Origin of the sequence: Nonomuraea sp. NPDC049709, from assembly GCF_040674815.1 — a bacterium.
Classification (GTDB): domain Bacteria; phylum Actinomycetota; class Actinomycetes; order Streptosporangiales; family Streptosporangiaceae; genus Nonomuraea.
Genome location: NZ_JBFANM010000057.1, coordinates 57,260 through 81,304 on the forward strand (window position 1 = coordinate 57,260; position 24,045 = coordinate 81,304).

Sequence of the window (24,045 nt, forward strand, 5' to 3'; positions counted from 1 at the left end):
TCATCGCCGGTCCAGCTCCTCCACCCATTGGGGATGGTTCTTCCTGGCCCACTCCGGCGGCACCGACCCCGTACGCATCCCGCGCCGCGCGAGCGGATCCCGGTAGGCCAGCCGGATGTGCCCGATCACGACGACGGCGATCGCCAGCGCCGTCACGTCGTGCACGAAGATCGCGCTCGTGCGGGAGATGGCCGGCAGGGCCCCGGTGAACCACATCAGCAGGCCGGTGAACGTCATGATCGGCACGGCCCCGGCGATCCAGCCGGCGTAGATCTTCTGCCCGGCGTTGAACTTGCCGGCCGGCCGTGGCCCCGGTGTGTTCCCGCGCACCGCGCGCAGCCACTGCCGGTCGTACGGCGCCAGCCGGTTGAGCCTGCGCAGGTCGGCGCGGAAGGCCCGCGAGGCGAGGCCGAGGAGGAACGGCACGGGCAGCAGGAGCCCGGACCACTCGTGGACGACGACCACCAGGTGACGGCGGCCGACCAGCTGGGCCAGCGGCGGGAAATACAGGCAGGCCGCCGCCGCCACGCACACCAGCATGAGCCCGGCGGTGACCCGGTGGACCAGGCGCTGGACGCGGTCGAAGCGCGGCAGCAGGCGCTCAGGCCGCCTGGTCGAGCCAGCCGTCGACGTCATAGCCGTACTCCTCCCAGTAACCGGGGATGACCTTGTCGGTGACGGTGATGCCGGAGAGCCATTTGGCGGACTTGTAGAAGTACATCGGCGCGACGTAGAGCCGTACGGGGCCGCCGTGGGCGTGGGTGAGCGGCTTGTCCAGCATGTCCAGGGCCACCAGCACGTCGGAGCGCCGGGCCTGCTCGATCGTGAGGCTCTCGCTGTAGACGCCGTCGAAGCAGGTGAAGCGGACCGCCTTGCCCTCGGGGCGCACACCTGCCAGGTCGAGGAGGTGCGAGAGCAGCACCCCAGCGAAGGGGACGTCCGGCACCCGCCAGCCGTCGGTGCACCGCGCCTCGCCGACGACCCGCGTCCGGGGCAGCGCGCGCAGGGCGTCCAGCGTGTACGTCCCAGGGCGGTCGACGAGGCCGCCGATCTCCAGCCGGTAGTCGGCCGCGGTCTTCCGGGGCACCGAGGCCGCCACGCTGTAGTAGCGGAAGCCGCCCGGGTTGGGCAGCAGCCCGGTGAGCCCGGTGGGGTCGTTCTGGGAGGCGGCCCCGAGGAATCCTTCCCAGCCGCTCTGCAGAAGAGGCGCGGCGGCGAGGGCGGCCGCACCCGCGCCGAGCATCGAGAGCATCACCCGGCGCGCGATCGGCGGGCCGCTCTCCGCCGGTCCAGCCGCGCCCGCCTCGGTGGCGGGCGGAGAGACGCCGGGCGTCATCGCCTCCGTCGGTCGTCCGCGCCGGCCACGTCCTGGCGAACGAACAGGTTCAGGTGCCGTTCCGTCCACAGTTCCTCCTCTATCTGGTGGTCTCGCCATTGCTCTGGAGGGTCGGACAGCCAGTCGTGGCCGAAGATCGCGTACGGATCGTCCGCGCCCTCGCGCTCCAGCTCGTACTGGCCCAGGTAGTCCAGCAACGGCCGCCACACCTGTCCGTTCGCCGTGACCAGGTACGAGGCCGCCAACCCCGGTTCGTGCAGCCAGCCGCGCATCATCCACGCCTGGAACACATCCGTGATGGGAGACGGCTTGCCGTCGAAGCCCGGGTGGATCAGATGCCGCGTGATCGTGATGTGCGTCCCGGACGGCACGGCCATGCGCCGGCTCACGTCGTGCCAGATCTCCCCCACGACGGGGTCGGCCGCCAGCTCTTCCTGCTCCGGCGTCCGCAGGGTCAGCCGGCTCATGAAAGCCCGCAGGCGGTTGCTCCCGCGACACCGGAGCAGGGAGAACGCCCCCGGCTGACGGCCCAGCCAGAACCGGACGGACGCGGCGGTGAACTCGCCGTGGCTCTCGCGCGCCAGGGTGACGAGTTCGTCGTGGTCGGCCGGGGTCACCCCGGCCGCCCGCACCTCCTCCTCGCCCACCGTCGAGACGTACCGGCACACGACCCCGCCGCGCCGGCGCAGATGACCGATGGTCCGCATGACCGCCACGCACGCGTACGGGTCGCGGGCGTCGCGCAGGAGCTCGCCCATGACGTAATGGCGAATCCGCCGGTGCATCCGCTCGTAGCCGACGGGATTCCGCCACCGCAGGTGATGGTCGAGGGCTTCGCGCAGCACACCGTTGACGTCGAGGCCGTGGGCGGCGGGCTCGACGTATGGTTGCGCTCGGAGCCAGTCGAACAGTTCCCCCGCCCGGCAGCCCGGCAGCACAGCGCTGAGGAGATCCTCGGTGGTGTGGCGGGCGAGCGCGCACACGTACAGCGCCGATCGGTGCGCCTCCGTCGGGGCGCTGCCGGCCAGGCGCGCCAGCACGTCGTCGACCACATACCGTACGGCGTCACGGCGTGACGGCTGTCCCGTGACCGACATGCTCCTGCCGACCTCCGCGGCGAGCGACAGGGCGAAGGGGTTTCCCGCGGCGAAGTCCACGATGGACTTCCGGAGGCCGGGGTCGACGCCGCGGGCTTCGACCAGCGCGGTGGACTCCTGGACGGTGAGGGCTTCGAGGTGCCGGAGCGCGATCGTCCCGGACCAGGCCGGATCGGTGAGCCAGGCGGCGCTCGGCCCGGTCCGGCCCGCCACCACGATGATCGTGTCGCCGGGCAGCTCGCGGAAGTATTCGTCGCGCAGCCACGGTTCGAGCTCTGCCAGCTCCTCGAAGGAGTCGATGAGGAGGACCGGGCCGGGGCCGCCGGGGAGCTCCTCCGCGAGTCGCTGGAGGCGGTCGCGCGCTTCCGCGGGCGCCGAGCCGTGGAGGTGCCATACCTGCCGGCCCGCGGCGGCCGCGTCGGCGGCGAGTTCGCGCAGCAGCGCCGACTTGCCGATGCCGGCGGGTCCGCGGACGAAGAGCAGGCCCGGACGTTCGCCACGGCCGTTCTCCAGCAGGTCCTGGAAGGCGGCGCGTTCGGTGTCCCTGCCGACGAACCGCGGATCGGCAGGCCGGCCCACCGGCGCGGCGGGCTCCTGCGGGGAGTGTGCGGCGGGGCGCTCGGCCCAGGCGGCGGGGGCGAATTCGTCGTCGTGGTCCGCGTCGGCCCGGAGGATCTTGTCGTGCAGAGCCCGGAGTCGCGGTCCCGGGCCGAAGCCCAGCTCCTTGCCCAGCAGGTCGTAGACCGTCCGGTAGATCTCCAGCGCCTCCGCCCGCCTGCCGCTGCGGTACAGGGCGAGGAGATAGATCTCGTACAACGGCTCTTCGAGCCGGTTCTGCTCGATGAGGAGCGGGACCTCGGCCACCACCTCGGTGTGCTCCCCCAGCTCCAGGCGGAGCTGCAGCAACTCCTGGGTGGCGGTCAGCTTCAGCCGCTCCAGCCGGAACCGCTCACGTGCGGCGGCCTCGCCCGGGACCCCGGCCAGTGCCGTGCCCGTCCACAGGCCGAGCGCCCGCCCTAGGCGGTTCGCGGCCGCCGGGATCCGCCCGCTCGCGCGCTCCTTCCGGGCGATCTCCAGCAGGTCGGCGAACTCGGTGGCGTCCAGCGCGAACAGCGACGGGTCCAGCATGTAGCCCCCGGGCTGTGAGCTGATCGCCGTGCCCAGTCCGTGCTCGGACAGCAGCCGCCGGATGCGGGAGATGTAGGTCCGGATGACGGCTTCGCCGGTGGCCGGTGCCCGCTCGCCCCACAGGCCGTCGACCAGCTCACCGATCCGTACGAAGCTGCCGCTGTTGGCCAGGAGCGCCATCAGGACGGCCTGTTGCTGCGGTGTGCCGAGATCCAGTCGCGTCTCACCGCAGCACAGACCGGGCGGTCCGAGAACGGTGAACCTGCAGGGAGCCGAGACGACGTTCGGCTGTCCAACCACGATCGGGGCGCTTTCCTTACGGGAGTGCACGGCGGCCGGCCCCCTCGTACGGGCCTGCGATACCCAGAAGGTAGGTTCACCCGGACCGCCTTCGCGAGCGTCATGTGACGCTGTGCGTGTACGCCATCGCTCAGCCGGACAGCGCGTCAACAGTCCCGACGCAGCGTCAGTAGGCTCGGTCAGAGATGCCGGGGGGCATCGTGACGGTCGCGGCGCTGAGCGAGAGGGTGGGGATTCTCGATGGCCGGGGTGAGCTTCGGGTTGTTGGGTCCGATCAGGGTCCGGAGCGGTGGGGAAGACCTGGAGGCCGGGTCTCCGCAACAGCGGGGAGTGCTGGCCCTGCTGCTCCTGAGCGAGGGGCGTCAGGTCACGCTCGACGAGATCGTGAGCGCGTTGTGGGGCAGCCAGGCGCCGCGCAGCGCCGTCGTGAGCACCCGCACCTACGTCTCCAGGCTGCGCCGGATGCTGACCGCCGGCGGTGCCGCCGGAGCGGGCACCGAGGCGGAGATCAGGTCGGCGGGCGGCGGCTACCAGCTGGTCGTGGACCCCGGCGCGGTCGACGTGGCGGTGTTCCGGCAGGCCACCGCCGCCGCGCGGGACGCCCGTGCGCGGGGGGAGGTCGCGGAGGCCGCCCGGCTGCTGCGCGGTGCGCTGGCGCTGTGGCGCGGGCCGGCGTTCGAGGGGCTCGGCGGATCCTTCTTCGAGGGCCGCCGAGCCTGGCTGGAGCAGCTGCGCGCGTCGGCCATGGAGGAGCTCTGGGCACTCGACATCGCGCAGGGCGACTGTGGCGAGGCGATCGCCGGCCTGATGCCTGCGACGGCGGCGGAGCCCTATCGCGAGCGGTTGTGGGAGTTGCTGATGTGGGCCCTCCACCGCGACGGCCGGCGGGGGGAGGCTCTGTCGGCCTATCACCGGATAGCCCGGTTGCTGGACGACAATCTGGGCCTGCAGCCCGGCCCTGGCCTGCGGAGGATGTACGCCCGGATCAGGACGGCGGCCGACGCCTCGCTCGTCTGAGCCGCTCACGGGCCGCCGTGAGCAGGATCGGCCCTTACCGGGAAGCGGCCCTTTCCTCGAGGGCCTTGAGCATCCGCGCGAGATCGGCCCGGGAGCTCACCCCCAGCTTGGGGAAGATCCGGTGCAGGTGGGTGCCGACTGTGCGGTGAGAAAGGTACAGCCGTTGCCCGATCTCCCGGTTCGTCAGCCCCTCGGCGGCCAGCTGCGCGATGTTCAGCTCGTGCGGGGTGAGCTTTTCCCGCGCGTCGGGGTCCCGGTTCGGGCTCGACTCCCCGGCGCTGCGCAGCTCCCCTCGTGCGCGCTCGCCCCATGCGGCCATGCCGAGCGCGTCGAACGTCTCCCTGGCCGTACGCAGGTGCGACCGGGATTCAGCGGCCCGGCGCTGCCGCCGCAACCATTCGCCGAACGCCAGGTGGAGGCGTCCGCGTTCGGCGGGCCACCCGGTCAGGTCCGCCCGCAGCGCGGCCGTGAACAGCTTCTCCGCCTCCTCGCTCGGGGCCAGCACGGCGCGCGCGTAGCGCAGCCCGATGTGCAGCGCCGGTGACGGCGTCGATGCGGCCAGCGGCTCCAGGCCGCGCAGGATGTCGCGCATGGCGTCGGTACGCCCGGCACGTACGGCGGCCTCGGTGAGCTCCGCGAGGCAGTATGCGCGCAGGGCCAGCTGGTAGGCGGGGTCCGCGGGATCGAGAATCCTGCTCAACGCGGCGAACGCGTCGTCGAAGCGCGCCTCGCTCAGGGCCACGAGCCCGCGCGTGAGCTGGACGGTGGCCAGGACGGGCCGGGCGCCGGCCGGGAGTGCGACCCGTTCGGCCTCGTCGGCGAGCCTTCTGGCCCGCCCGTGGTCGCCCCTCAGCGCGGCGATCTCGGCCTGGACGGCCGTGGCCAGGCCGTACATGAACGGCTGCCCGGTTTCCTGGGCGAGCTTGGCGGCCTCCGCCGCGATCGGTACGGCCGTGGCCAGGTCACCGAGCCGGGCCCGGCTCCACGCCTGGACGGCCAGCGCCCGGGGAAGCAGCCCGAGCCGGCCCTGAGCACGCAGGCCGGGCGCGGCCGCCGCGGCGAAACGGGCAGCCAGGTCGAACGCCCCCACCTGCAGGGCCGCGCTGCCCAGGTAGCGATCGATCTCGGGGACGGCACCGGCCGTGCCGGCCAGTTTGCGCAGCTGGTCGAGCGTGCTGCCGCCGCGCTCGAACGGCGCGACGTACGCGGCGACCGCGACCATCCGCGGGTCGTCGGCGGGGATGGGCAGCCGGTCCGCCACGTCCAGCAACGAGCGGCGCGCGGCCGGACCCGGTTCGGACCAGAAGCAGCGCATGGCGGCCCCCCACAGGATCCGCGCGGCCGGCTCCACCTCGCCGTCGGCGGCCACCGACCCGGCCAGCTCGGCCAGCTCTGACACGCGGGAGACGTCCTCGCGCACCCCGTCCTCGAAGCCGCTGAGCAGCCAGGCGGCGGCGGCACGCCGGCGCGGCGAGAGCTCGAGGGCTTGCGCGTCGCGCACCAGACGCTCGGCCGTGGCGCGGCTGCCGGACTCGACCGCGAGCTCGGCCGCTCTCAGCAACCTGAGCGCCTTCCGGTCCTGCCCCTCACTCAGACGGGCCGCCTGCTCCAGTGTCGCGATGGCGGCGGCGACCCCACCCCGGTGCCGGGCCCGGTCCGCCGCGCGGTCCAGCTCGGCCGCCACGCCCTCGTCGGCTCCGGCCGTCGCAGCGGCCCGGTGCCAGGCCCGCCGGTCCGGCTGTTCGTGCAGCGTCTCGGCCAGGGCCAGGTGGGCCTGCCGGCGTTCGGCGATCGTCGAGGCCGCCACGATGGCCGACCGCATCAGGGGATGGCGGAACGTCACCGTGCCGATGGCGAGCTCGATCAACCGGACCTCGGCGGCCGGTGCGAGGATCTCCGGCTCGGCAGCCGACCCCAGGATCAGGCCCGTGGCCGCGAGCGTGTCGGCGACCGAATCGCTCTGGTTGAGCGCCGCGACCAGGAGGGCGGTGCGGGCCGGAGCCGGCAGGGCGGCCACCCGGGCGGTGAACGCGCGCTCAAGACGCTCGCTCAGGGGCAGCACCGGGCCCAGCCCGCCCAGGCCATCGCCCAGAGACCTCAGTGGGTCCGGGCCGCCGTGGTGTTCCAGGGCCGCCGGCAGCTCGGTCAGCGCCAGCGGGTTCCCGGCGGCCTCCTCCAGCAGCCGCGCCCGTACCGCCGGGGTGAGGTCGGGGGCGATCGAGTCGAGGAGCTCGGCGGCGACCTCGTCGGAGAGCCGGGCAACGGGCATCGGGATCAGCCCGGCGTCCTGCAGGTGCGAGCGCTCGCCGTCCCGGAGCGTCGCGATCATGACGATGGGCTCGGACTCGATCCGGCGCGCCACGAAGGCGAGAACGTCGGCGCTGGCGGGATCGAGCCAGTGCACGTCCTCGGCGACGACCAGCAGCGGCCGGGCGGCGGCCGCCTCGGCCAGCAGGGTCAGCGTGGCCAGGCCGACCAGGTGGGCGCTGGGCTCGGCCGCCTCGGCGAGGCCCAACGCGCCGCGCAGGGCGTCACGCTGCGGGGCCGGCAGCGCGTCCACGCCTGCCTGGACCGGGTACAGCAGTTGGTGCAACCCGGCGTAAGCGAGATTCTGCTCGGCCTCCACGCCGGTCATCGTCAGCACGCGCAGGCCGGCGGCCGACGCCGCGGCGACCGCCGCTGCGACGAGCGCGGACTTCCCGATGCCGGCCTCCCCCCGAAGGAGAACGCCGGCGGCGCCGCCGGGGGCGTCGATGAGCTCGGCCAGGGCCTTCAGCTCGGCTCCCCGTCCGAAAAGTGGCATGATGCGGCACTCCTACCCTCGGAATCCTCGGCTGTCTCTCCCCCAGCCGTGCGCGAGTCCTTTCGCGACCCTACCGAAAGTGCCCGGATACGCCGCTTTGCCGGCGCGGCCCGGACGCCCGCCGCCGGGGCAAGCGGACGTATACGTACGAGATGGACGCCCGTCCCGGGCGCCAACCGTTCGTCAACGAAACCCCCTCCCGCTGCTTCTACGCTCCCCGGCATGTCGACCAACGCTGAGGCCGGGGCCGTCACCGAGACCCGCCTCATTCACGCATTCCACCGGCGCGCCACGACGTTGTTGGCCGAGGCCGCCCTCCGGCCCTCCGTCCCCCTCGCGGCCCTGGCAGAGCTGCGCGAGTTCCTCGTCCAGAACCTGCGCCACCATCACGAGACCGAGGACCACCAGCTGTGGCCGATGATCGCCGCGGCGGCGCCGGAGGCGGCGGCGCAGCTGGCCGTCCTGAGCGAGGAGCACGACGAGCTCGACGCCGCACTCGACGCCCTCGAGGCCGCGCCGAGCCACGAGGACGGTGACCGCCCGGGGTTGCAGCGGGCGGCCGAAGCGGTCCGGGCCCTGGTTCACCGGCATCTGGAGCATGAAGAGCCGATCCTGTTCCCGGCGTTGCGCGAGCACCTCTCGCCGGAGGAGTGGACCGCGTTCTCCCGGGAAGTCGTCGCCACCTCGCCGACCGTGGCGGGGCACCTGATCGTGGGATTCCTCGACCAGGTCGGCACGCCGGAGGAGGTCGCGTTCGTCCTGTCCGGCCTGCCGGAGCCCGCGCAGGCGTTCGTGCCCGTGCTGCGCGAGCAGGCGCACGCCGCCCTCGCCGTCCTGTCCGGCGCCACGGAAGGCTGAGCGCACATGACACTCGGACTCGCCGTGCCCTTCGTCGATCCTGCCGCGCTGGTCGCGTGGGCGCGGCGCGCGGACGCCGGTCCGTACGCCAGGATCGGCGTGCCGGACCGGATCGTGTACGACAACCCCGAGACCATGGTGATGCTGGCCGCCATGGCGGCGGTGACGGAGCGGATCCGGGTGCAGTCGCAAGTGGTGCTCGCACCGCTGCGCGATCCGGTGCTGCTGGCCAAGCAGAGCGCGACGCTCGACAGGTTGTCCGGTGGCCGGTTCGCCCTGGGTCTCGGGGTCGGCGCGCGGGAGGACGACTTCCAGGCCGTGGGCGCCGATCACGCCTCTCGCGGGCGGCGGATGGACGAGCAGCTGGCGGCCATGCGCCGGGTCTGGGCCGGCGAACCGGTCGCCCCGGGTCTCGGGCCGGTCGGTCCGGCCCCGGTGCGGGCGGGCGGTCCCGAGCTGCTCTTCGGCGGGTTCGCGCCGCCGGCGCTGGCCCGGATCGCCCGGTGGGGCACCGGCTACATGTGCCCGGCTCCACCGGGGTACGCGGGGGCGTTGTTCGAGCTGGTCAGACGGCAGTGGAAGGACGCGGGCCGGCCGGGCGAACCGCTGCTGGTCGCCCAGATCAACGTCGCGCTGGGGCCGGAGCCCACCGTGGCGGAGGCGCGGGCGGCACTGCTGCGCTACTACGGGTTCGCACCGGAGCTCGCCGCGCAGTCCCTGCAGGCGATGGCGACGACGGCCACGGAGATCCGGGAGACCGTCGCCGCCTATCGGGACCTCGGAGCGCACGAGGTGATGCTCAGCTGCTGGTCCGACGACATCGAGCAGATCGACCGGCTGGCGGACCTGCTGGCGTGACCCTTTCCGGTCCGGCCGCGCGGCGGACGCGACCTGTCGCCGCGCCCGCCGTCCGGCTTGTTCGCGCTCAGACCACCTGGGCGAAGCAGGCAAGGGCGACCGCCACCACGAGCACGGCCACCGCCAACACCCTCATGAGATTCGATACGAGCACCGGATGCTCCTTTCGCCGGGAATTCGTCACCTGTCTAACTGGTGATGATACTCTCAGCAAGCCCGTCACCGGTCAAGGCGGTGACTGGTGAGCTCTTTGGACTTGACGGTCCATTTTCGGATGCGGAAGCTGACGAGAGCTGCCTGCGAACGGAGTGACACCCTCATGCCTCTCGACCACTACTACCTGCTCGGACGTTCCGGACTGCGCGTCAGCCGGCTGGCTCTGGGCACGATGAATTTCGGCACCGGCGGCTTCCACGCCGCGTACGGCAAGACCGAGGAGGAGGCCCGCCCGATCTTCCGCCGCTATCTCGAAGCCGGCGGCAACCTGATCGACACCGCGGACTTCTACACCGCCGGCGAGAGCGAGACCATCCTCGGCAACCTCATCGCGGAGGCCGACGTGCGCGACAGGGTGGTGCTCACCACCAAGTTCACCAACAGCGTCGCCCCCGGAGATCCGAACGCGGGCGGCAACGGCCGCAAGCACATGATCAGAGCGGTCGAGGCGTCACTGCGCCGCCTGCGCACCGACTACATCGACCTGTTCCTGCTGCACAGCTGGGACCGGATCACCCCCGTCGAGGAGGTCATGCGGACCTTCGACGACCTCACCAGGGCCGGGAAGATCCGCTACGCGGGCCTGTCCGACGTGCCCAGCTGGTACGCCGCGCGGGCCCAGACCTACGCCGAGGCCCACTCCCTCGTACCGGTGGTCAGCCTGCAACTGCCCTACTCCCTCATCGACCGGACGATCGAGCTGGAGCACGTCGCCATGGGGCAGAGCCTGGGACTCGGCATCACCGCATGGAGCCCGCTCGGCGGTGGCTTCCTCACCGGCAAGTACCGCAGTGCCGACCAGGGCTTGGCCGGAGAGGGCCGGCTCAGCGGCGCGGGCTCCACCGGGCTCTCGTGGACGGAGCGGGACTGGCGGCTGCTGGCGGCGGTCGAGAGCGTCGCCGGCAAGCTCGGCATGACCATGGCCCAGGTCGCGCTCAACTGGGTCGCCACCCAGCCCGGCGTCGCCTCGGCGATCGTCGGGGCGAGCAACGCGGACCAGCTCGACGCCAACCTGGCGGCCCTCGACGTCGAACTGCCGGCCGAGCTGCGCGCCGAGCTCGACGAGGCCAGCTCCGTGCCGCCCGCGTCGGTCTACCGGATGTTCACGCCGGACTATCAGAACTGGCTGGTCAGCCCGGGCGTCAAGGTCGGGGACAAGCCTGCCGGATACGCCCCCGCCGTACGGAACTGGGCGCCCGAACGCAGCGCTTGACGGTCCACGGCGTATACGCGTCGTCAACGTCCCGCAAGCAGGCGACGCCTAAGGTCATACGCCATGTCGAGTCACCCGAAATCTCGCGAACCGCCGGACACAAAAGGAAGACACATGAACACCGCCGTCACGACCCCGCTGTCGCCGGGCACGCACACTGTCGACATCGGGCGCGTCGCCCAGCGCTACCACGTCGCCGGGACCGGGCCCGTCTGCCTGGCCCACCCGGGCGGCCCGGGGCTGTCGTGGGACTACCTGCGGATGCCGGCGGCCGAGGAGCACCTGACCATGGTGTACGTCGAGCCGATCGGGACGGGCGCCTCCGGCCGGCTGCCGGCGCATCCGCACGGCTACACGCGCGAACGCTACGCGCAGGCCCTGGACGGGCTGATCCGGCACCTCGGCGTGGACCGCGTCCACCTGCTCGGCCACTCGCACGGCGGCTTCGTCGCGCAGCACTACGCCCTGACGCGCCCCGACCGGCTCGCCGGCGTCATCCTGTACGACAGCGCCCCGGTGACCGGCCCCGAGCATTTCGCCGAGTCGGCGCGCAACATGGAGGCGTTCGCGCGGCGCAACGCGGGCAGGACCGGGCTGCGGGACGTGATCGACGCGTGGGAGTCGCTGGGCGGGCTGGCCGACGACGAGGGGGTCACCCGCGCGGCCCGCGGGCTGCTGCCCGCCTACCTCGCCGACTACTGGGACCACCAGGAGGAGTACGCGCCGCTGTTCTCGGTGACCGGCACCTACATCTCCGGCCTGGACGACCGGCTCGTCCCGGATGCCATCGACGACCGGGCGATGCTCGGCGAGTTCGGCGTACCGGCGCTGGTCATCGCCGGCCGCCACGACGTCATCTGCGGTCCGCGCTGGGCCGGGGAGCTGGCCGCCGGGATCCCCCGCGCCGAGCTGGTCCTGCTGGAGCACAGCGGCCATCTCGGTCATGTCGAGGAGCCGGATGCCTTCGCGCGCGCCGTGACGGCCTTCGTGGCGGCCACGGCCGGGTGACGGGGTCAGCGCGCCTGCGGGGTGCCGACGCCGCGCAGCAGCGTGTCGACCACGACGTCGGCGGCCTGCGCGGCGCTCAGCTCGGACAGGTCCTCGGCGGCGCGTTCCAGCAGCGGCGGCAGGACGGTGGCCACCCAGCCGGGCGGCAGGCCGGAGCGCAGCAGACCCTCGTCGGTCGCGCGCCGCAGGAAGGCGTCGACCTCGTCGATCAGCCGGCGGCGGCGCTCCCGGATCGTCACGTCGCGGAGCATCCGGCTCGTCTCCACGGGCCATTTGCGGTTGACGGCGATGATGCCTTCGACGTAACGATGCAGCGCGACCGCGACGGGGGCCTCGCGCAGCCTGGCGGCCTCGATGGCCTCCTCGACCGCGTCGTAGCGCGCCCCGTAGACGGCGGCCATGAGGTCTTCACGGGAGGCGAAGCGGCGGTAGACCGTGCGGCGGTCCACTCCCGCCGCGGCGGCGATGGCGGCGATGGTCGCCGAGGGGTCGTCGGCGAGCATGCGGGCGCCCGTGCTCAGGACGCGTTCCAGGTTGCGCGTCGCGTCTGCTCTCACCTGGTCAAAGATACTCCGTCCCGTAGCACATGAAGCAACTTAATGTCACATAAATGGGAAAGTTACACTTTCAAGCGCTACTCTTGTGAGGCAGTTATTGGGTTCAGCGCTTCGTGGCCAAGGACTCTGGCCTGATCGGCCATACCCGAAGGAGTGAGGGAAGCGTGGAGTCGCTCGTCTCGACGATGGTGGGCCGGGATGACGTCCAAGGGGAACTGTCGGCGTTCATGGCGGCCACCGGGGGGCAGGCCCTCATCCTCAGAGGCGAGACCGGGGTCGGCAAGAGCGCCCTGCTCGACCACGTGGCCGGCCTCGCCGCCTCGGAGAACCACCGGGTGATCCGGGCCGCCGGCGTCGAGGCGGAGGCGGAGCTGCCCTTCGCCGGCCTGCACCAGCTGCTGTACTCGCTGCTGCCCCGCTCGGCCGAGCTCGACGAGGGCCACCGTGCCGTCCTCGACGTCGTCTTCGGGCTGCGCGAGGGCAAGGCGCCGTCGGTCATGTCCCTCGGCATCGTGGTCCTCGACCTGCTGTCCCTGGCGGCGTCGGAGCGGCCGCTCCTGCTGGTGCTCGACGACGGTCAGTGGATGGACGCCTCCAGCGCCGAGGTGTGCGGGTTCGTGGGGCGCCGGCTCACCGGCAGCTCCGTCAAGATGCTCATCGCCGTACGGTCCGACCTGGGCTCGCGGTTCGACACGGCCGCGCTTCCCGAGCTCCCCGTGGCGGCCCTGTCGGACAGGGCCGCCGGGCAGCTGCTGGACCTGCGCCACCCGGAGCTCGACCCGCAGACCCGGCGCATCGTCATGGAGCACGCCATGGGCAACCCCTTGGCGCTGCTGGAGCTGCCCGCCTACGTGAACGGCGGACACACCGGCCGCACGGCCGAGGAGCTCCTCGGATTCGGCAACATCCCGCTGTCGCGCCGGCTGCAGCACGTCTACGGCATCCGCATCGAACGCCTGCCCGGTCCCGTACGCGCGGAGCTGCTGCGCGGCGCTCTGGACGGCGTCGGGGCGGGACCGGGCGGCAACCACGCCCCCGGCCCCCGCTACCGCATGCGCGGGGCCGACGAAGCGGTCGCCGCGGGCCTGCTCGACTCCGACCCCGCCACCGGCGACCTCGTCTTCCGGCACCCGCTGATCCGCACCACCGTCGTGCGGCTGGCGACCCCCAACCAGCGGCGCGCGGCACACGCCGAGCTGGCGGAGGTGCACCGCCACGACGTCGAGCGGCGCGCCCGCCACCTGGCCGCCTCGATCGTGGATCCCGACGAGGAGGTGGCGGCCGCGCTGGAAGCCGCGGCCGACTCGGCGACCCGGCGCGGCGGCGCGGTCGCCGCCGTGGCCTGGCTGATCCGCGCGGCGGAGCTGAGCGAGACCCCCGCCGACCGATCCAGGCGGCTCGGCGACGCCGCCTTCATCGCCGGGCATGCCGCGCTCCTGGACCAGGTGCAGCAACTCCTCCGCTCCGACCTGCCGCCGGGCGCGAGCGAGTCCCCCGCCACGGTCGTCACCTCCGCCTACGTGGCCCTGTACGAAGACGGCGACGTACGCTCCGCGCATCGCCACGTCGCGGCGGCGATCGAGAGCCTGCGGAAGGACAGCGCGCACGAGCCTGCCGAAGCGCTCACCCGGCTGGTGAACGTGCTGCTGGCCATCAGCCAGTACGCCGGCGACGCCGCGCTGTGGGACCGCACCGAGCAGCTCATGGACTCTCTCGGGGACCGGGTCGACACCCGCTCGGCGATCTACCGCGACGCGTGGAGCGACGTCGTCCGTCACGGCGCCGGCGTGCACGAGCGGGTCGAGCGCGCCTTCGCCGGCGTCTCGGAGCTGGAGCCGTGGGACGTCTCGCGCCTGGCCGTCGCCGCCTACCACGTCGACACGCTGGGCCAGTACCGCCCCTACCTGCAGCGGGCCGTCGACCGTGAGGTGGAGACCGGCGCGGTGGCCACCGGCATGACCATGCTGCACCTGATCATGCTCGACCAGCTGGCCGCCGGCGAGTGGGACGACGCCGAACGTACGGGACAGCGCGCGCTGGAGCTGACCACGTCCCACGGGAACACGCTGTTCGCCCACCACACCCGCGCCTACCTGGGGCTCCTGGCCGCCCTGCGCGGCCAGGTCGATCGGGCCCGGGAGGCGCAGGCCGTCCTGGACGCCTGGGCCCGCCCGCGCGGCGTGGGCTTCCTGACCCAGATCGCCGACGCCATCGGCACGGCGGCGGCCCTGAGCGAGGGCGACCACGAAGCCGCCTACCTGTACGCCATCGGCATCACGCCGCCCGGATCGTTCGAACGCTACGCCCACCAGGCCGCACGTACGCTGCTCGACCTGGTCGAGGCCGCCGTGCACACCGGCCGCCTGGAGCAGGCCCGCCGGCACGCCCGGGCCGCCCTCGACGCCGGCCTGCCCGCCGTCTCCCCCCGGCTGGCCCTCATCACCTACGGCGCCCTGGCGATGACGGCCGCCGACGAGAAGGAGGCCGAGGACATGTACGCCCGCGCCGAGGCCCACCCGGCCGCGGCCGGTTTCCCGTTCGAGCTGGCGCGCATCCGCCTGGCCCACGGAGTCCGGCTCCGGCACACCCAGGGGCCCAAGGCCGCACGGCCCGTCCTGGTCCGCGCCGCCGAGTCCTTCGAGCGGCTCGGCGCCACGGGCTGGGCCGAACGCGCCCAGGCGGAGCTACGCGCCTCAGGGGCGCCCGCCCGCGCCTCGCTGTCGTACCTGACCGCGCTGACCTGGCAGGAACGCCGCATCGCGGAGCTGGCCGCGAGCGGGCTGACGAACAAGGAGATCGGCGAACGCATGCACCTGTCCCCGCGCACCGTCAGCTCCCATCTCTACCGCGTCTTCCCGAAACTGGGCATCACCTCGCGCGCCGCGCTGCGCGACGCTCTGGGCAAGGCAGGCGACGGCGACATCTGACCCCCTCACCACGTCGACGGGTCGGCGCGCACCCCTCGCTCGGCGAGCCAGACGAGCACGTGGTCGGCGACCGCCCGCCAGCCGCTGTCGACGACCAGCGAATGGGCCCGGTCCGGGAACTGCTTGAAGCTGCTGGTGGCCGTCGAGTCGCCGTACAACTTGTACACGGCCCGGGTGACGTGGTCGGGCACCAGCCGGTCCTCCTGCCCCGAGATCAGCAGCAGCGGGCCGCGGCCGGTGTTGCCGTGGTCCACGACCGCGCGCGGGTGCCGTACTGCGCCGCCGTGTCCCAGCTCGGCCAGCAGCCGGCGTGACCCGGGAACGACGTGGCGCTCGAACAGCTCGGCGGACTCCTGTTCGGTGACCGCGTTGGCGAACAGCCGCCGGAACCTCCCGGCGTCCATCGACACCGGCCACGGCTCCCCGGGCGCCAGTCCGGTCGCGTGATCGACCGGGGCGGGGGCGATGGCGACCGCGGCACGGCCGGCGTTCGTGCCGAGGAGGTGCTGCGCGATGAGCCCGCCCACCGAGTGGCCGACGATCACCGGCGGGGTGTCGAAGGAACGGACGATGCGCGCGTAGTGCTCCGTGAGCGCGTCGAGCCCCAGCTCGTGCAGCGCCTCGGGGTGCCGGCGGGCCTCGCCCACCGTGTCGGGCTCCCCCGGCCAGCCAGGCGCGCAGGCGGCGAACCCGAAACTGGAGAAGCGCTCGTTCCAGGAATCCCACGACGACGCGTGGAGCCACGCGCCATGGATGAAGACGACGGGAGTGGGATTCACGGATCCTCCGGAAGGCTCAGGACCAGGTCCGATCAAGGATTGTCCACATGTGCCGGGGCAGGAACAGTCGAATGACTGAATGTTCCTGTGCGCCTCGCGTCGCTGGTCGGGCGCGGTCTGCCGGGACGCCGTGCTCCGGGAGAGGGTTACGCGCGACCGGCACGGCCGCCGTCCGCCGTGTCTCACCGTCATCTGACTGATGTGTCGGATTCCACTGCCCGAAACAGTAAGAAATGCCGCATTTCTTGTGACATGACACGGAGGACTCCTCATGATCAACAGGCGCACCTTCGGCAAGGCCGTCGGTCTGGCCACCGGCGCGACCGTCGCCTCGCTGGCGGGCCTGCAGGCCTTCCCGGCCGCCTCCGCCACCACGCGCGGGGCGACCCCGACGTCGCCGGCGGCCACGCCCGGCGCGCACACGTCCTTCGCTCCGCTGAAGCAGGTCAAGGCCGGGCTGCTGGACATCGGCTACGCCGAGGCGGGCCCGGCCCGCGGGCCCGTCGTCATCTGCCTGCACGGCTGGCCCTATGACATCCACAGCTTCGTCGACGTCGCCCCGCTGCTGGCGGCGCAGGGCTACCGGGTGATCGTGCCCTACCTGCGCGGCCATGGCACCACGCGGTTCCTGTCCTCGAAGACGTTCCGCAACGCCCAGCAGTCGGCGATCGCGCTCGACATCATCGCCCTGATGGACGCCCTCAAGATCGACAAGGCCGTTCTCGCCGGCTTCGACTGGGGGTCGAGGACCGCCGACATCATCGCGGCCCTGTGGCCGCAGCGGTGCAAGGCCCTGGTGTCGGTGAGCGGCTACCTCATCACCAACCTCGAGGCCAACCTCGAACCGCTGCCGCCGAAGGCCGAATACGCCTGGTGGTACCAGTACTACTTCGCCACCGAGCGGGGCCGGAAGGCCATGGAGGACAGGGACAAGCGGCACGACCTGGCCCGGCTCGTCTGGGACACCGTCTCCCCGACGTGGGACTTCGACGACGCCACGTTCGACCGCACGGCCGCGGCCTTCGACAACCCCGACTACGCCGCCATCGTGATCCACAACTACCGGTGGCGGCTGAGCCTGGCCGAAGGGGAGCGCCGTTACGACGGCCTGGAGAAGCGGCTCGCCGCCCGGCCGGTCATCAAGGTGCCGACCATCACCCTGGACGCCGAGCGCGACCCCTTCACGGCGCCGCCGGGCGACGGCTCGTCGTACCGCTCCATGTTCACCGGCCCCTACGATCACCGCACCCTGGCGGGCATCGGCCACAACCTGCCGCAAGAGGCGCCCACGGCCTTCGCCCAGGCCGTCGTCGACGTGGACCACCTCTGACGAACGCGACGACCAGTCCCGAACACACCGACAGCCTGCCGGATACGATCCGGCAGGCTGTCTCTGCGTTGGCGGCCGATTACCGTCAGACGGTCCGCTCCCGGGGCCGGCGGGCACGCCAGGCCAGCAGCCCGGCCTGGATGATGAAGAACACGCCGCCGCCGGTGGCATAGACCGACAGCACATCGAGCGAGGCGGTGTCCCCGAGGGCCTGGATGTTGTAGAAGATGCCCACGAGGAACGACAGACCGCCCGCGATCAGCATCGGCCACTGCGGGGCCAGGTCGGGCCCGCGTCGCCGCAGCCCGACCAGCACCTGCGCCGCACCGGAGACGACGGCCCAGGCACCGAACACGTGCAGCACCGCCGGCACCCCGCCCGCTCCGGCGAGGCCGACGCCGACGGCGGCCAACGCGCTGAGCAGCCCGTTGAACAGCGTCAGGCGATCCGCCGGTCCGTCCGGGGCCGCGCGCAGCTCGATCAGCGACGACACCGCGTCGATCAGCGGATAGACGACCAGCAAGGTGATCGCGAGGGCGTCAACGGGGTCGTGCGCGGAGGCGAACGCCGCGGCCCACGCCACGGCCAGGACTCCACGGCCCAGGTACAGCCTCAGCAGGGATGACGGAGCCTTCGTGCTCATGACGGATGGCCTTTCGACGAGCGGATGATGGTCAGTGCCGGACCGGGGCGCAGTAGTAGCTGCCGGCGTCGGCCGGGTCGCCGTGGCCGCTGTAGCGGGAGACGGACGGGTACAGGCACAACTTGCGCGTCACCGTCTCGCCGGAGGAGTCCGTGATGGCGGCGCTCAGCGTCTGCGGGGCCTTGCCCTGTTCGACCCAGGCCGTCAGGGCGCCGAGGGCGTCGGTGGGCTTGGGGCCGGTGCTCGTGTCGCCGGCGCAGTGGGCGACGCCCGGCGCCAGGAACAGCCGGTAGAAGTCGTCGACCTGGTGCGCACCGCCCATGGCCCGCTCCACCCGCCGGCGGTAGTCCACGGTGCCCTGGGCGGGAATCAGCTGGTCGGCCTGGCCGTGCCAGGTGAGCAGCTTGCCGCCGGACCTGCGGAACTCCGACAGGTCGGGGTCGTCGGTGCCGATGATCTTGTCGTACTCGGCCTGGGACTGCTCGAACAGCTTGGCGAACTCGGCGTAGGTGATCGTCGAGAGGTCGTAGGTGGGCTGCCGCTTCAGCCACGTCGCGACCCAGGCGGCCGGGACCGGGAACGGCGCGCCCACGCGGGTGCCGTCCGTGTCGAGCTTGGTGCCGGCGAGGTCGAAGCCGGCCCCGATCGGGACGCCGGCCCACAGCTTCCTGCCGGACGGCGTGCGGGGGCCGTCCCAGATCTTGCGTACGACGGCCGCGTCGGCAGCGGTGATCGTCTCCTGCTCGCCCTCGCACTCGACCGTCCTGCCGATGAGCCGGCGCGGGTCGAAGTCGCACCTGGCGGGGTCGCCGATGAGCCCGTCACGGGCGCCGTCGAGCGGGTCGCACGCCTTGACGGCAGCCTGGTTGAACAGGTTGAACTCGCAGGGAGAGGGGAACGTGTCCTCCTCGTTCATCACCACCTGCGGCCACACGGTCGCGACCTCGAACTCGTCCCAGTTGATCGCCGGAGCGGTGGCCAGGATGCCGTCGTAGTCGCCGGGGTGGCGCTGGGCCTCCATGTAGCCCTGGCGGCCGCCGGTCGAGCAGCCGTTCCAGTACGAGTAGGAGGCGGGCTTGCCGTACACCTTGGCGATGACCTGCTTGGCGACGACCGTCATCTCGTGCTGCGAGCGGTCGGCGAAGTTCTTCAGCAGCGCCGTGTTCACCTCGCCCGCGCTGTTCAGGGCCCAGGTGGTGTCCAGGTAGGTGCTGACGCCGGCGTCGGTGGTCGCGGCGGCGTAGCCGGTCTTGACGGCGCCGGCCAGGCCCGCGCCGTAGTCGCCGGCGGCGAAGGCGCTGCCGCCGAGCGCCTGGAGGCGGCCGGTCCAGCCCGTCTCGGGCAGCCAGACCCGCACCTTGGCGTGGTCGCCGACGCCCGGGTGGGTGAGCGTGACCGTGACCTCGCAGCGGGCCGGCACGCCGGGAATCTCGGCACCGGGCAGCGGCGTCACCGGCGGGACGGTCACGGTGCCCGCCTCCCGGCGCTGCGCCGTCACGGATTCCACCGTGGTCCCCGCCGGGGCGTTCACGGAGAGGGACGAGCAGGTGAAGGGGGCGGCGACGGCCGCGGCGGCGGCGCTGGTCGGCAGGGCTATCGCCGCCGCCAGCGGCACGCCGGCCGCAAGAATGATCAAAAGGCGTTTCATGACGTTTCCTCTCGCTGACGTTCTGGGTCGTCAGCTGTTGGGGTGCGTCTCACTGTCGTCCGCGGCCGGCATCCGGCACATCAGTCAGTTGACGGTCAGCATCGGCGAGGCGCTCCGGCGGCACGTCGCACAAGCCCCGGCGCAGTCAGCGGGCCGTATACGGGGACATGCGCGCGGCGCGCAGCTCACGGCCGGGCGGTGCCGCCGACCGACGGTCCGGCCGCCCCCTCGTGACTGACCGTCAAGTGACCGATGTGGCCGCGGTCCTTCCCGGACGACAGTGGTGGCGCCAGATTCACCACCTTCGTCGGAAGCCTTGTGAAAGGGGAATTTCGTGGTCAGCAGCAAGGGTGCACGCAGCCGGGGGCTCATGTCGGGCGTCCTGTCGACGGTCGCCATCGGTCTCCTCGCCACCGCCGCCACGCCCGCCCTCGCGGCGGACAAGCCGGCCAAGCCGACCATCGTGCTGGAGCACGGCGCCTTCGCCGACGCCTCCAGCTGGAACGCGGTGATCGAGGAGCTGCGCGCGGACGGCTATCCCGTCGTCGCCGCGGCCAACCCGCTGCGCGGGCCGGCCAACGACGCGGCCGCGCTCCGCAGCGTCCTCGACCACGTCGCCGGACCGAAGATCCTCGTCGGGCACTCCTACGGCGGCTCGGTCATCAGCGTCGCCGGCGCGAACGACCCCCAGGTCAAGGCCCTCGTGTACGTCGCCGCCTTCCTGCCCGCCCCCGGCGAGACCGCCCTGGAGCTGACGAACAAGTACCCCGGCTCCACCCTCCCCGCCGCCCTCGACCCGACCCCCTTCACCCTCCCCGACGGCACCGCCGGAACCGACCTGTACATCAAGCCCGGCAAGTTCCGCCACCAGTTCGCCGCCGACGTACCGGCCGGCGCCGCGGCCCTCATGGCCGCCACCCAGCGGCCCATCGCCCAGTCCGCCCTGGAGGAGAAGACCGAGGCCGCCGCCTGGAAGGACAAGCCCACCTGGGCCGTCATCACGACCCAGGACCTCAACATCCCGGCGGCGGTCCAGCGCTACATGGCCAAGCGCGCCCACGCACACTCCGTCGAGGTACGCGCCTCCCACTCCGTCGCCGTCTCCCAGCCCAAGACCGTGGCCGGCGTCATCGAGAAGGCCGCACGCGCCACCCGATAGCCCCACGACCCGAAAGGAAGATCACGACCATGGACATGAAGCTCGAAGTCGTCGTCCTGCCCGTATCCGACACCGACCGCGCCAGGGACTTCTACACCCGGCAGCTGGGCTTCCGCCTCGACGCGGACTTCCCCATCAACGACGGTTACCGGATCATTCAGGTCACTCCCCCAGGTTCGGCCTGCTCGATCATCTTCGGCGACGGCCTCACCGACGCCGCACCCGGCACGGTCCAGGGACTGCACCTGATCGTGTCCGACATCGAGCAGGCCCGGAAGGAACTGGCCGGCCGCGGCGTCGACGTCACCGGCCCGTTCCACGACGCCACCGGCGCCTTCCACCAGGCCGGCGAGACCGGCCGCGTCATGGGCCTGCACCCGCAGCGTGCCAGCTACGGCTCCTTCGCCTCGTTCGCCGACCCCGACGGCAACCGCTGGTTCCTGCAGGAGATCAGCGAACGGCTGCCCGGCCGCTGACCGGCGCCATCCCCGAGACACGGCCACACCATGGAGGACCAGTGACCACCGAAGACACCCGTACCTATGACGTGGTCGTGATCGGGGCCGGTCCGGTCGGCGAGAACGTCGCCGACCGGACCACCGCCGCCGGCCTGAGCACCGTCATCGTGGAGAGCGAACTCGTCGGCGGCGAATGCTCCTACTGGGCGTGCGAACCGAGCAAGGCCCTGCTGCGGCCCGCACTCCTGCGGGCCGACGCCGGCCGGGTGCCGGGCCTGGCCCCGGCCGCCGCCGGACCGCTGGACGTCGCCGCCGTGCTGGCGCATCGCGACCGCATGGCCGCCCACTGGAACGACGACGGCCAGGTCGAATGGCTCAAGACGGCCGGCATCGACCTCCAACGCGGCCACGGCCGCCTCGACGGGCCACGACGCGTGGCCGTGACCACCCCCGACGGCGGCACCGTCCACCTGCGGGCCAGGCATGCCGTGGCCGTGTGCACCGGCAGCGGCGCCGCCCTCCCCGACCTGCCCGGGCTCGGCGACCTGCGCCCCTGGACCAGCCGCGAGGCCACCAGCGCCGCGCAGCCGCCCGGACGACTCGTCATCGCCGGCGCGGGCGTCGTGGCCACCGAGATGGCCACCGCCTGGCAGGCCCTCGGCACCGAGGTCACCCTCCTCGCCCGCGGCACCCGGCTGCTGCCGCAGATGGAGCCCTTCGCCGGCGAGCTCGTCGCCGACCGCCTCCGCGAAGCGGGCACCGACCTGCGGTTCGGCGTGACCGTCCGCACCGCTGACCGTACGGGCGGCGAGGTCCGCATCACCCTCTCCGACGGCGACCGGCTCACCGCGGACGAGATCCTCTTCGCCACCGGCCGCGCGCCCCGCACCGGCGACATCGGCCTCGAGACCGTCGGCCTGGCCCCCGGGGACTGGCTCGCCACCGACGACACCCTCACCGTCACCGCCGTCCCCGGCGACTGGCTCTACGCCGCGGGTGACGTCAACCGGCGGGCCCTGCTCACCCACCAGGGCAAGTACCAGGCCCGCATCGCCGGCGCCGTCATCGCCGCCCGCGCCATCGGAACCCCGCTCGACACCGGACGCTGGAGCCCCCACGCGGGCACCGCCGACACCGCGGCCGTGCCCCAGGTCGTCTTCACCGACCCCGAGATCGCCGGCGTGGGCCTCACCACCATCGAAGCCCGGCGCACCGGCCGCCGCGTCGACGTCGTCGACTACGACCTCGGCCACGTCGCCGGCGCCGTCCAGCACAGCCCGGACTACCGCGGCAGGGCCCGCGCCCTCATCGATCCCGACCGCCGCACCGTCGTCGGCGCCACCTTCGCCGGGCCAGGCGTCGCCGAGCTCCTCCACTCCGCCACCGTGGCGATCATCGGCGAGATCCCCGTCGAACGCCTCTGGCACGCCGTGCCACCCTTCCCCACCATCAGCGAGGTGTGGCTGCGACTGCTGGAGACGTACCGGGACCAGCAAGGGACCCTGTAGCACATGACGAGATTTGTGTCACCATCAGACGAACCTTAACCCTTTAAATGCTACATTGATGAGACAGTTAGTGGGAAGATCGATAACGAAGGAAACACCCATGGCCAAGACATGGCTCATCACCGGAGCATCGCGCGGCCTCGGACGTCGCCTCGCCGAAGCCGTCCTCGAAGCCGGCGACCAGGCCATCGCCACCGCACGCAGCCCCGAGCAGCTCGACGACCTGGTGGCCCGGCACGGCGACCGGGTACGCGCGGTCGCGCTCGACGTCACCGACGCCGCCGCGGCCTCCCGGGCGGTCAAGGAGGCCACCGACACCTTCGGCAGCCTCGACGTGGTCGTCAACAACGCCGGCTACGGCAACAGCGCGCCGATCGAGGAGATGGCCGAGGACGACTTCCGCGCCCAGATCGAAACCAACCTGTTCGGCGTCGTGAACGTCACCCGGGCCGCGCTGCCCGTCCTGCGCACCCAGCGATCAGGAGTCTTCGTACAGTTCTCCTCCATCGGAGGACGCGTCGGCGGCACCCCCGGAATGGGCGCCTACCAGACCGCGAAGTTCGCCGTCGAAGGCTTCTCCGAAGTCCTCGCCAACGAAGTCGCACCCTTCGGCATCAAGGTCATCATCGTCGAGCCGGGGGCGTTCCGTACCGACTGGCAGGGCTCCTCCATGGAGATCCACCCTGTCGGGCCCGACTACGAGCAGACCGTGGGCGCCATCCACCGCTACCGGCGCGACACCGACGGCACCCAGCCCGGCGACCCGGCCCGTGCCGCCCGGATCATCATCGACGTCGTCCGCGACGCCGACCCACCCCGGCGGCTCCTCCTCGGCAGCGACGCCGTCGCCTCCGCCCAGAAGGCCGCCGAGCTCCGCGCCGCGGAAACCGAGAAGTGGGCCGACGTGAGCCGCTCGGCCGACTACCCCACCGACGAACGCCGGCCCCCACAGTAGGAGAAGCGATCTTCGAAGCGGCTCATCGGCCGCTGCGGGCGTCCACCGGCCGGCGGGTGCGGGCCCGCCGGATCAGCCAGGCGGCGCCCAGGGCGGCGGCCAGTCCTGCCAGGCCCAGGACGAGCGGGCGCAGGGCCAGCGTCCACGGCCACCCGGGACCGGACAGCCCGAGCCCGCCGGCCGGGTACTCCAGGACCTTGGCGGCCCACTTCGCCGTCGGAACGTCCATGGCGTGGGCCACCTCCCG

General features: G+C 72.5%; 20 protein-coding genes. 11 read left to right on the top strand and 9 right to left on the bottom strand.

The genetic code is table 11. The features are described from left to right. The 3 genes from AB0J69_RS42550 to AB0J69_RS42560 are packed head-to-tail and all read right to left on the bottom strand — an operon-like array spanning window position 1 to window position 3,861. Window positions 1–636: a cytochrome b/b6 domain-containing protein gene (locus AB0J69_RS42550; protein WP_364130168.1), complete on the bottom strand. Its 636-nt coding sequence runs from the start codon at window positions 634–636 to the stop codon at window positions 1–3. After that, a complete protein-coding gene (locus AB0J69_RS42555; RefSeq protein WP_364130170.1) occupies window positions 602–1,336 on the bottom strand; it encodes a molybdopterin-dependent oxidoreductase in 735 nt (244 codons plus the stop codon). The genes AB0J69_RS42550 and AB0J69_RS42555 overlap by 35 nt, the downstream gene beginning before the upstream one ends. After that, window positions 1,333–3,861, bottom strand: a complete 2,529-nt coding sequence (locus tag AB0J69_RS42560; RefSeq protein ID WP_364130172.1) for a BTAD domain-containing putative transcriptional regulator — start codon at window positions 3,859–3,861, stop codon at window positions 1,333–1,335. The genes AB0J69_RS42555 and AB0J69_RS42560 overlap by 4 nt, the downstream gene beginning before the upstream one ends. 240 nt (window positions 3,862–4,101) lie before the next feature. Here AB0J69_RS42560 and AB0J69_RS42565 point away from each other — a divergent pair, with 240 nt between their 5' ends. Next, the gene (locus AB0J69_RS42565) at window positions 4,102–4,878 is read left to right on the top strand and encodes a BTAD domain-containing putative transcriptional regulator (protein WP_364130175.1); all 777 of its coding nucleotides are present in this window, start codon (window positions 4,102–4,104) and stop codon (window positions 4,876–4,878) included. 34 nt (window positions 4,879–4,912) lie between these two features. On the opposite strand, the gene AB0J69_RS42570 is transcribed toward AB0J69_RS42565, so the two are convergent. After that, window positions 4,913–7,681, bottom strand: coding sequence for an AAA family ATPase (locus AB0J69_RS42570; RefSeq protein WP_364130178.1), 2,769 nt, complete (start codon window positions 7,679–7,681; stop codon window positions 4,913–4,915). Window positions 7,682–7,903: 222 nt separating this feature from the next. Between AB0J69_RS42570 and AB0J69_RS42575 the strand changes: the two genes are divergently transcribed. The 4 genes from AB0J69_RS42575 to AB0J69_RS42590 all read left to right on the top strand — a co-directional run bounded on the left by AB0J69_RS42575 (window position 7,904) and on the right by AB0J69_RS42590 (window position 11,834). Continuing rightward, window positions 7,904–8,539, top strand: a complete 636-nt coding sequence (locus AB0J69_RS42575; protein WP_364130181.1) for a hemerythrin domain-containing protein — start codon at window positions 7,904–7,906, stop codon at window positions 8,537–8,539. 6 nt (window positions 8,540–8,545) lie between these two features. Continuing rightward, window positions 8,546–9,397, top strand: coding sequence for an LLM class flavin-dependent oxidoreductase (locus AB0J69_RS42580; RefSeq protein WP_364130183.1), 852 nt, complete (start codon window positions 8,546–8,548; stop codon window positions 9,395–9,397). Window positions 9,398–9,716: 319 nt separating this feature from the next. Continuing rightward, window positions 9,717–10,826, top strand: a complete 1,110-nt coding sequence (locus tag AB0J69_RS42585) for an aldo/keto reductase (RefSeq protein ID WP_364130186.1) — start codon at window positions 9,717–9,719, stop codon at window positions 10,824–10,826. A gap of 114 nt (window positions 10,827–10,940) precedes the next feature. Beyond that, entirely contained in the window at window positions 10,941–11,834 is an 894-nt protein-coding gene (locus AB0J69_RS42590) for an alpha/beta hydrolase (RefSeq protein ID WP_364130189.1), read from the top strand. A gap of 5 nt (window positions 11,835–11,839) precedes the next feature. Here the strand turns inward: AB0J69_RS42590 and AB0J69_RS42595 are convergent, their stop codons facing one another. Continuing rightward, window positions 11,840–12,391, bottom strand: a complete 552-nt coding sequence (locus AB0J69_RS42595; RefSeq protein ID WP_364130191.1) for a TetR family transcriptional regulator — start codon at window positions 12,389–12,391, stop codon at window positions 11,840–11,842. A gap of 164 nt (window positions 12,392–12,555) precedes the next feature. On the opposite strand from AB0J69_RS42595, the gene AB0J69_RS42600 reads away from it, so the two are divergent. Next, complete coding sequence (locus tag AB0J69_RS42600) at window positions 12,556–15,318, top strand: AAA family ATPase (protein ID WP_364130194.1); 2,763 nt, start codon at window positions 12,556–12,558, stop codon at window positions 15,316–15,318. A 5-nt stretch (window positions 15,319–15,323) separates the two neighbouring features. On the opposite strand, the gene AB0J69_RS42605 is transcribed toward AB0J69_RS42600, so the two are convergent. Further along, window positions 15,324–16,097: an alpha/beta fold hydrolase gene (locus AB0J69_RS42605; RefSeq protein WP_364130196.1), complete on the bottom strand. Its 774-nt coding sequence runs from the start codon at window positions 16,095–16,097 to the stop codon at window positions 15,324–15,326. A 271-nt stretch (window positions 16,098–16,368) separates the two neighbouring features. Between AB0J69_RS42605 and AB0J69_RS42610 the strand changes: the two genes are divergently transcribed. Further along, on the top strand, window positions 16,369–17,427 hold the full coding sequence (locus AB0J69_RS42610; RefSeq protein WP_364130199.1) for an alpha/beta hydrolase: 1,059 nt from the start codon (window positions 16,369–16,371) through the stop codon (window positions 17,425–17,427). A gap of 85 nt (window positions 17,428–17,512) precedes the next feature. Here the strand turns inward: AB0J69_RS42610 and AB0J69_RS42615 are convergent, their stop codons facing one another. Further along, the gene (locus AB0J69_RS42615) at window positions 17,513–18,070 is read right to left on the bottom strand and encodes a DUF308 domain-containing protein (RefSeq protein WP_364130202.1); all 558 of its coding nucleotides are present in this window, start codon (window positions 18,068–18,070) and stop codon (window positions 17,513–17,515) included. A gap of 31 nt (window positions 18,071–18,101) precedes the next feature. Beyond that, window positions 18,102–19,718 carry a DUF6351 family protein gene (locus AB0J69_RS42620; protein WP_364130205.1) on the bottom strand — a complete coding sequence of 539 codons (1,617 nt, stop codon included), beginning with the start codon at window positions 19,716–19,718 and terminating at the stop codon, window positions 18,102–18,104. A gap of 334 nt (window positions 19,719–20,052) precedes the next feature. Here AB0J69_RS42620 and AB0J69_RS42625 point away from each other — a divergent pair, with 334 nt between their 5' ends. The 4 genes from AB0J69_RS42625 to AB0J69_RS42640 all read left to right on the top strand — a co-directional run bounded on the left by AB0J69_RS42625 (window position 20,053) and on the right by AB0J69_RS42640 (window position 23,798). Continuing rightward, a complete protein-coding gene (locus AB0J69_RS42625; protein ID WP_364130208.1) occupies window positions 20,053–20,877 on the top strand; it encodes an alpha/beta hydrolase in 825 nt (274 codons plus the stop codon). Between the two features lie 29 nt (window positions 20,878–20,906). Continuing rightward, a complete protein-coding gene (locus AB0J69_RS42630; protein WP_364130211.1) occupies window positions 20,907–21,353 on the top strand; it encodes a VOC family protein in 447 nt (148 codons plus the stop codon). 41 nt (window positions 21,354–21,394) lie between these two features. Next, on the top strand, window positions 21,395–22,843 hold the full coding sequence (locus tag AB0J69_RS42635; RefSeq protein ID WP_364130214.1) for an NAD(P)/FAD-dependent oxidoreductase: 1,449 nt from the start codon (window positions 21,395–21,397) through the stop codon (window positions 22,841–22,843). Between the two features lie 100 nt (window positions 22,844–22,943). After that, window positions 22,944–23,798, top strand: a complete 855-nt coding sequence (locus tag AB0J69_RS42640; protein ID WP_364130217.1) for an oxidoreductase — start codon at window positions 22,944–22,946, stop codon at window positions 23,796–23,798. 22 nt (window positions 23,799–23,820) lie between these two features. Here the strand turns inward: AB0J69_RS42640 and AB0J69_RS42645 are convergent. Next, the coding region (locus AB0J69_RS42645; RefSeq protein ID WP_364130220.1) for a hypothetical protein at window positions 23,821–24,045 on the bottom strand (225 nt) is incomplete at its 5' end.

Excerpts from the sequence above, each read along its gene's own strand:
- AB0J69_RS42575 (WP_364130181.1), top strand. The coding sequence starts at position 7,904 with ATGTCGACCAACGCTGAGGCCGGGGCCGTCACCGAGACCCGCCTCATT.
- AB0J69_RS42615 (WP_364130202.1), bottom strand. The coding sequence starts at position 18,070 with ATGAGCACGAAGGCTCCGTCATCCCTGCTGAGGCTGTACCTGGGCCGT.
- AB0J69_RS42630 (WP_364130211.1), top strand. The coding sequence starts at position 20,907 with ATGGACATGAAGCTCGAAGTCGTCGTCCTGCCCGTATCCGACACCGAC.
- AB0J69_RS42610 (WP_364130199.1), top strand. The coding sequence starts at position 16,369 with ATGATCAACAGGCGCACCTTCGGCAAGGCCGTCGGTCTGGCCACCGGC.
- AB0J69_RS42620 (WP_364130205.1), bottom strand. The coding sequence starts at position 19,718 with ATGAAACGCCTTTTGATCATTCTTGCGGCCGGCGTGCCGCTGGCGGCG.
- AB0J69_RS42550 (WP_364130168.1), bottom strand. The coding sequence starts at position 636 with ATGACGTCGACGGCTGGCTCGACCAGGCGGCCTGAGCGCCTGCTGCCG.
- AB0J69_RS42570 (WP_364130178.1), bottom strand. The coding sequence starts at position 7,681 with ATGCCACTTTTCGGACGGGGAGCCGAGCTGAAGGCCCTGGCCGAGCTC.
- AB0J69_RS42555 (WP_364130170.1), bottom strand. The coding sequence starts at position 1,336 with ATGACGCCCGGCGTCTCTCCGCCCGCCACCGAGGCGGGCGCGGCTGGA.
- AB0J69_RS42565 (WP_364130175.1), top strand. The coding sequence starts at position 4,102 with ATGGCCGGGGTGAGCTTCGGGTTGTTGGGTCCGATCAGGGTCCGGAGC.
- AB0J69_RS42585 (WP_364130186.1), top strand. The coding sequence starts at position 9,717 with ATGCCTCTCGACCACTACTACCTGCTCGGACGTTCCGGACTGCGCGTC.
- AB0J69_RS42580 (WP_364130183.1), top strand. The coding sequence starts at position 8,546 with ATGACACTCGGACTCGCCGTGCCCTTCGTCGATCCTGCCGCGCTGGTC.
- AB0J69_RS42590 (WP_364130189.1), top strand. The coding sequence starts at position 10,941 with ATGAACACCGCCGTCACGACCCCGCTGTCGCCGGGCACGCACACTGTC.
- AB0J69_RS42640 (WP_364130217.1), top strand. The coding sequence starts at position 22,944 with ATGGCCAAGACATGGCTCATCACCGGAGCATCGCGCGGCCTCGGACGT.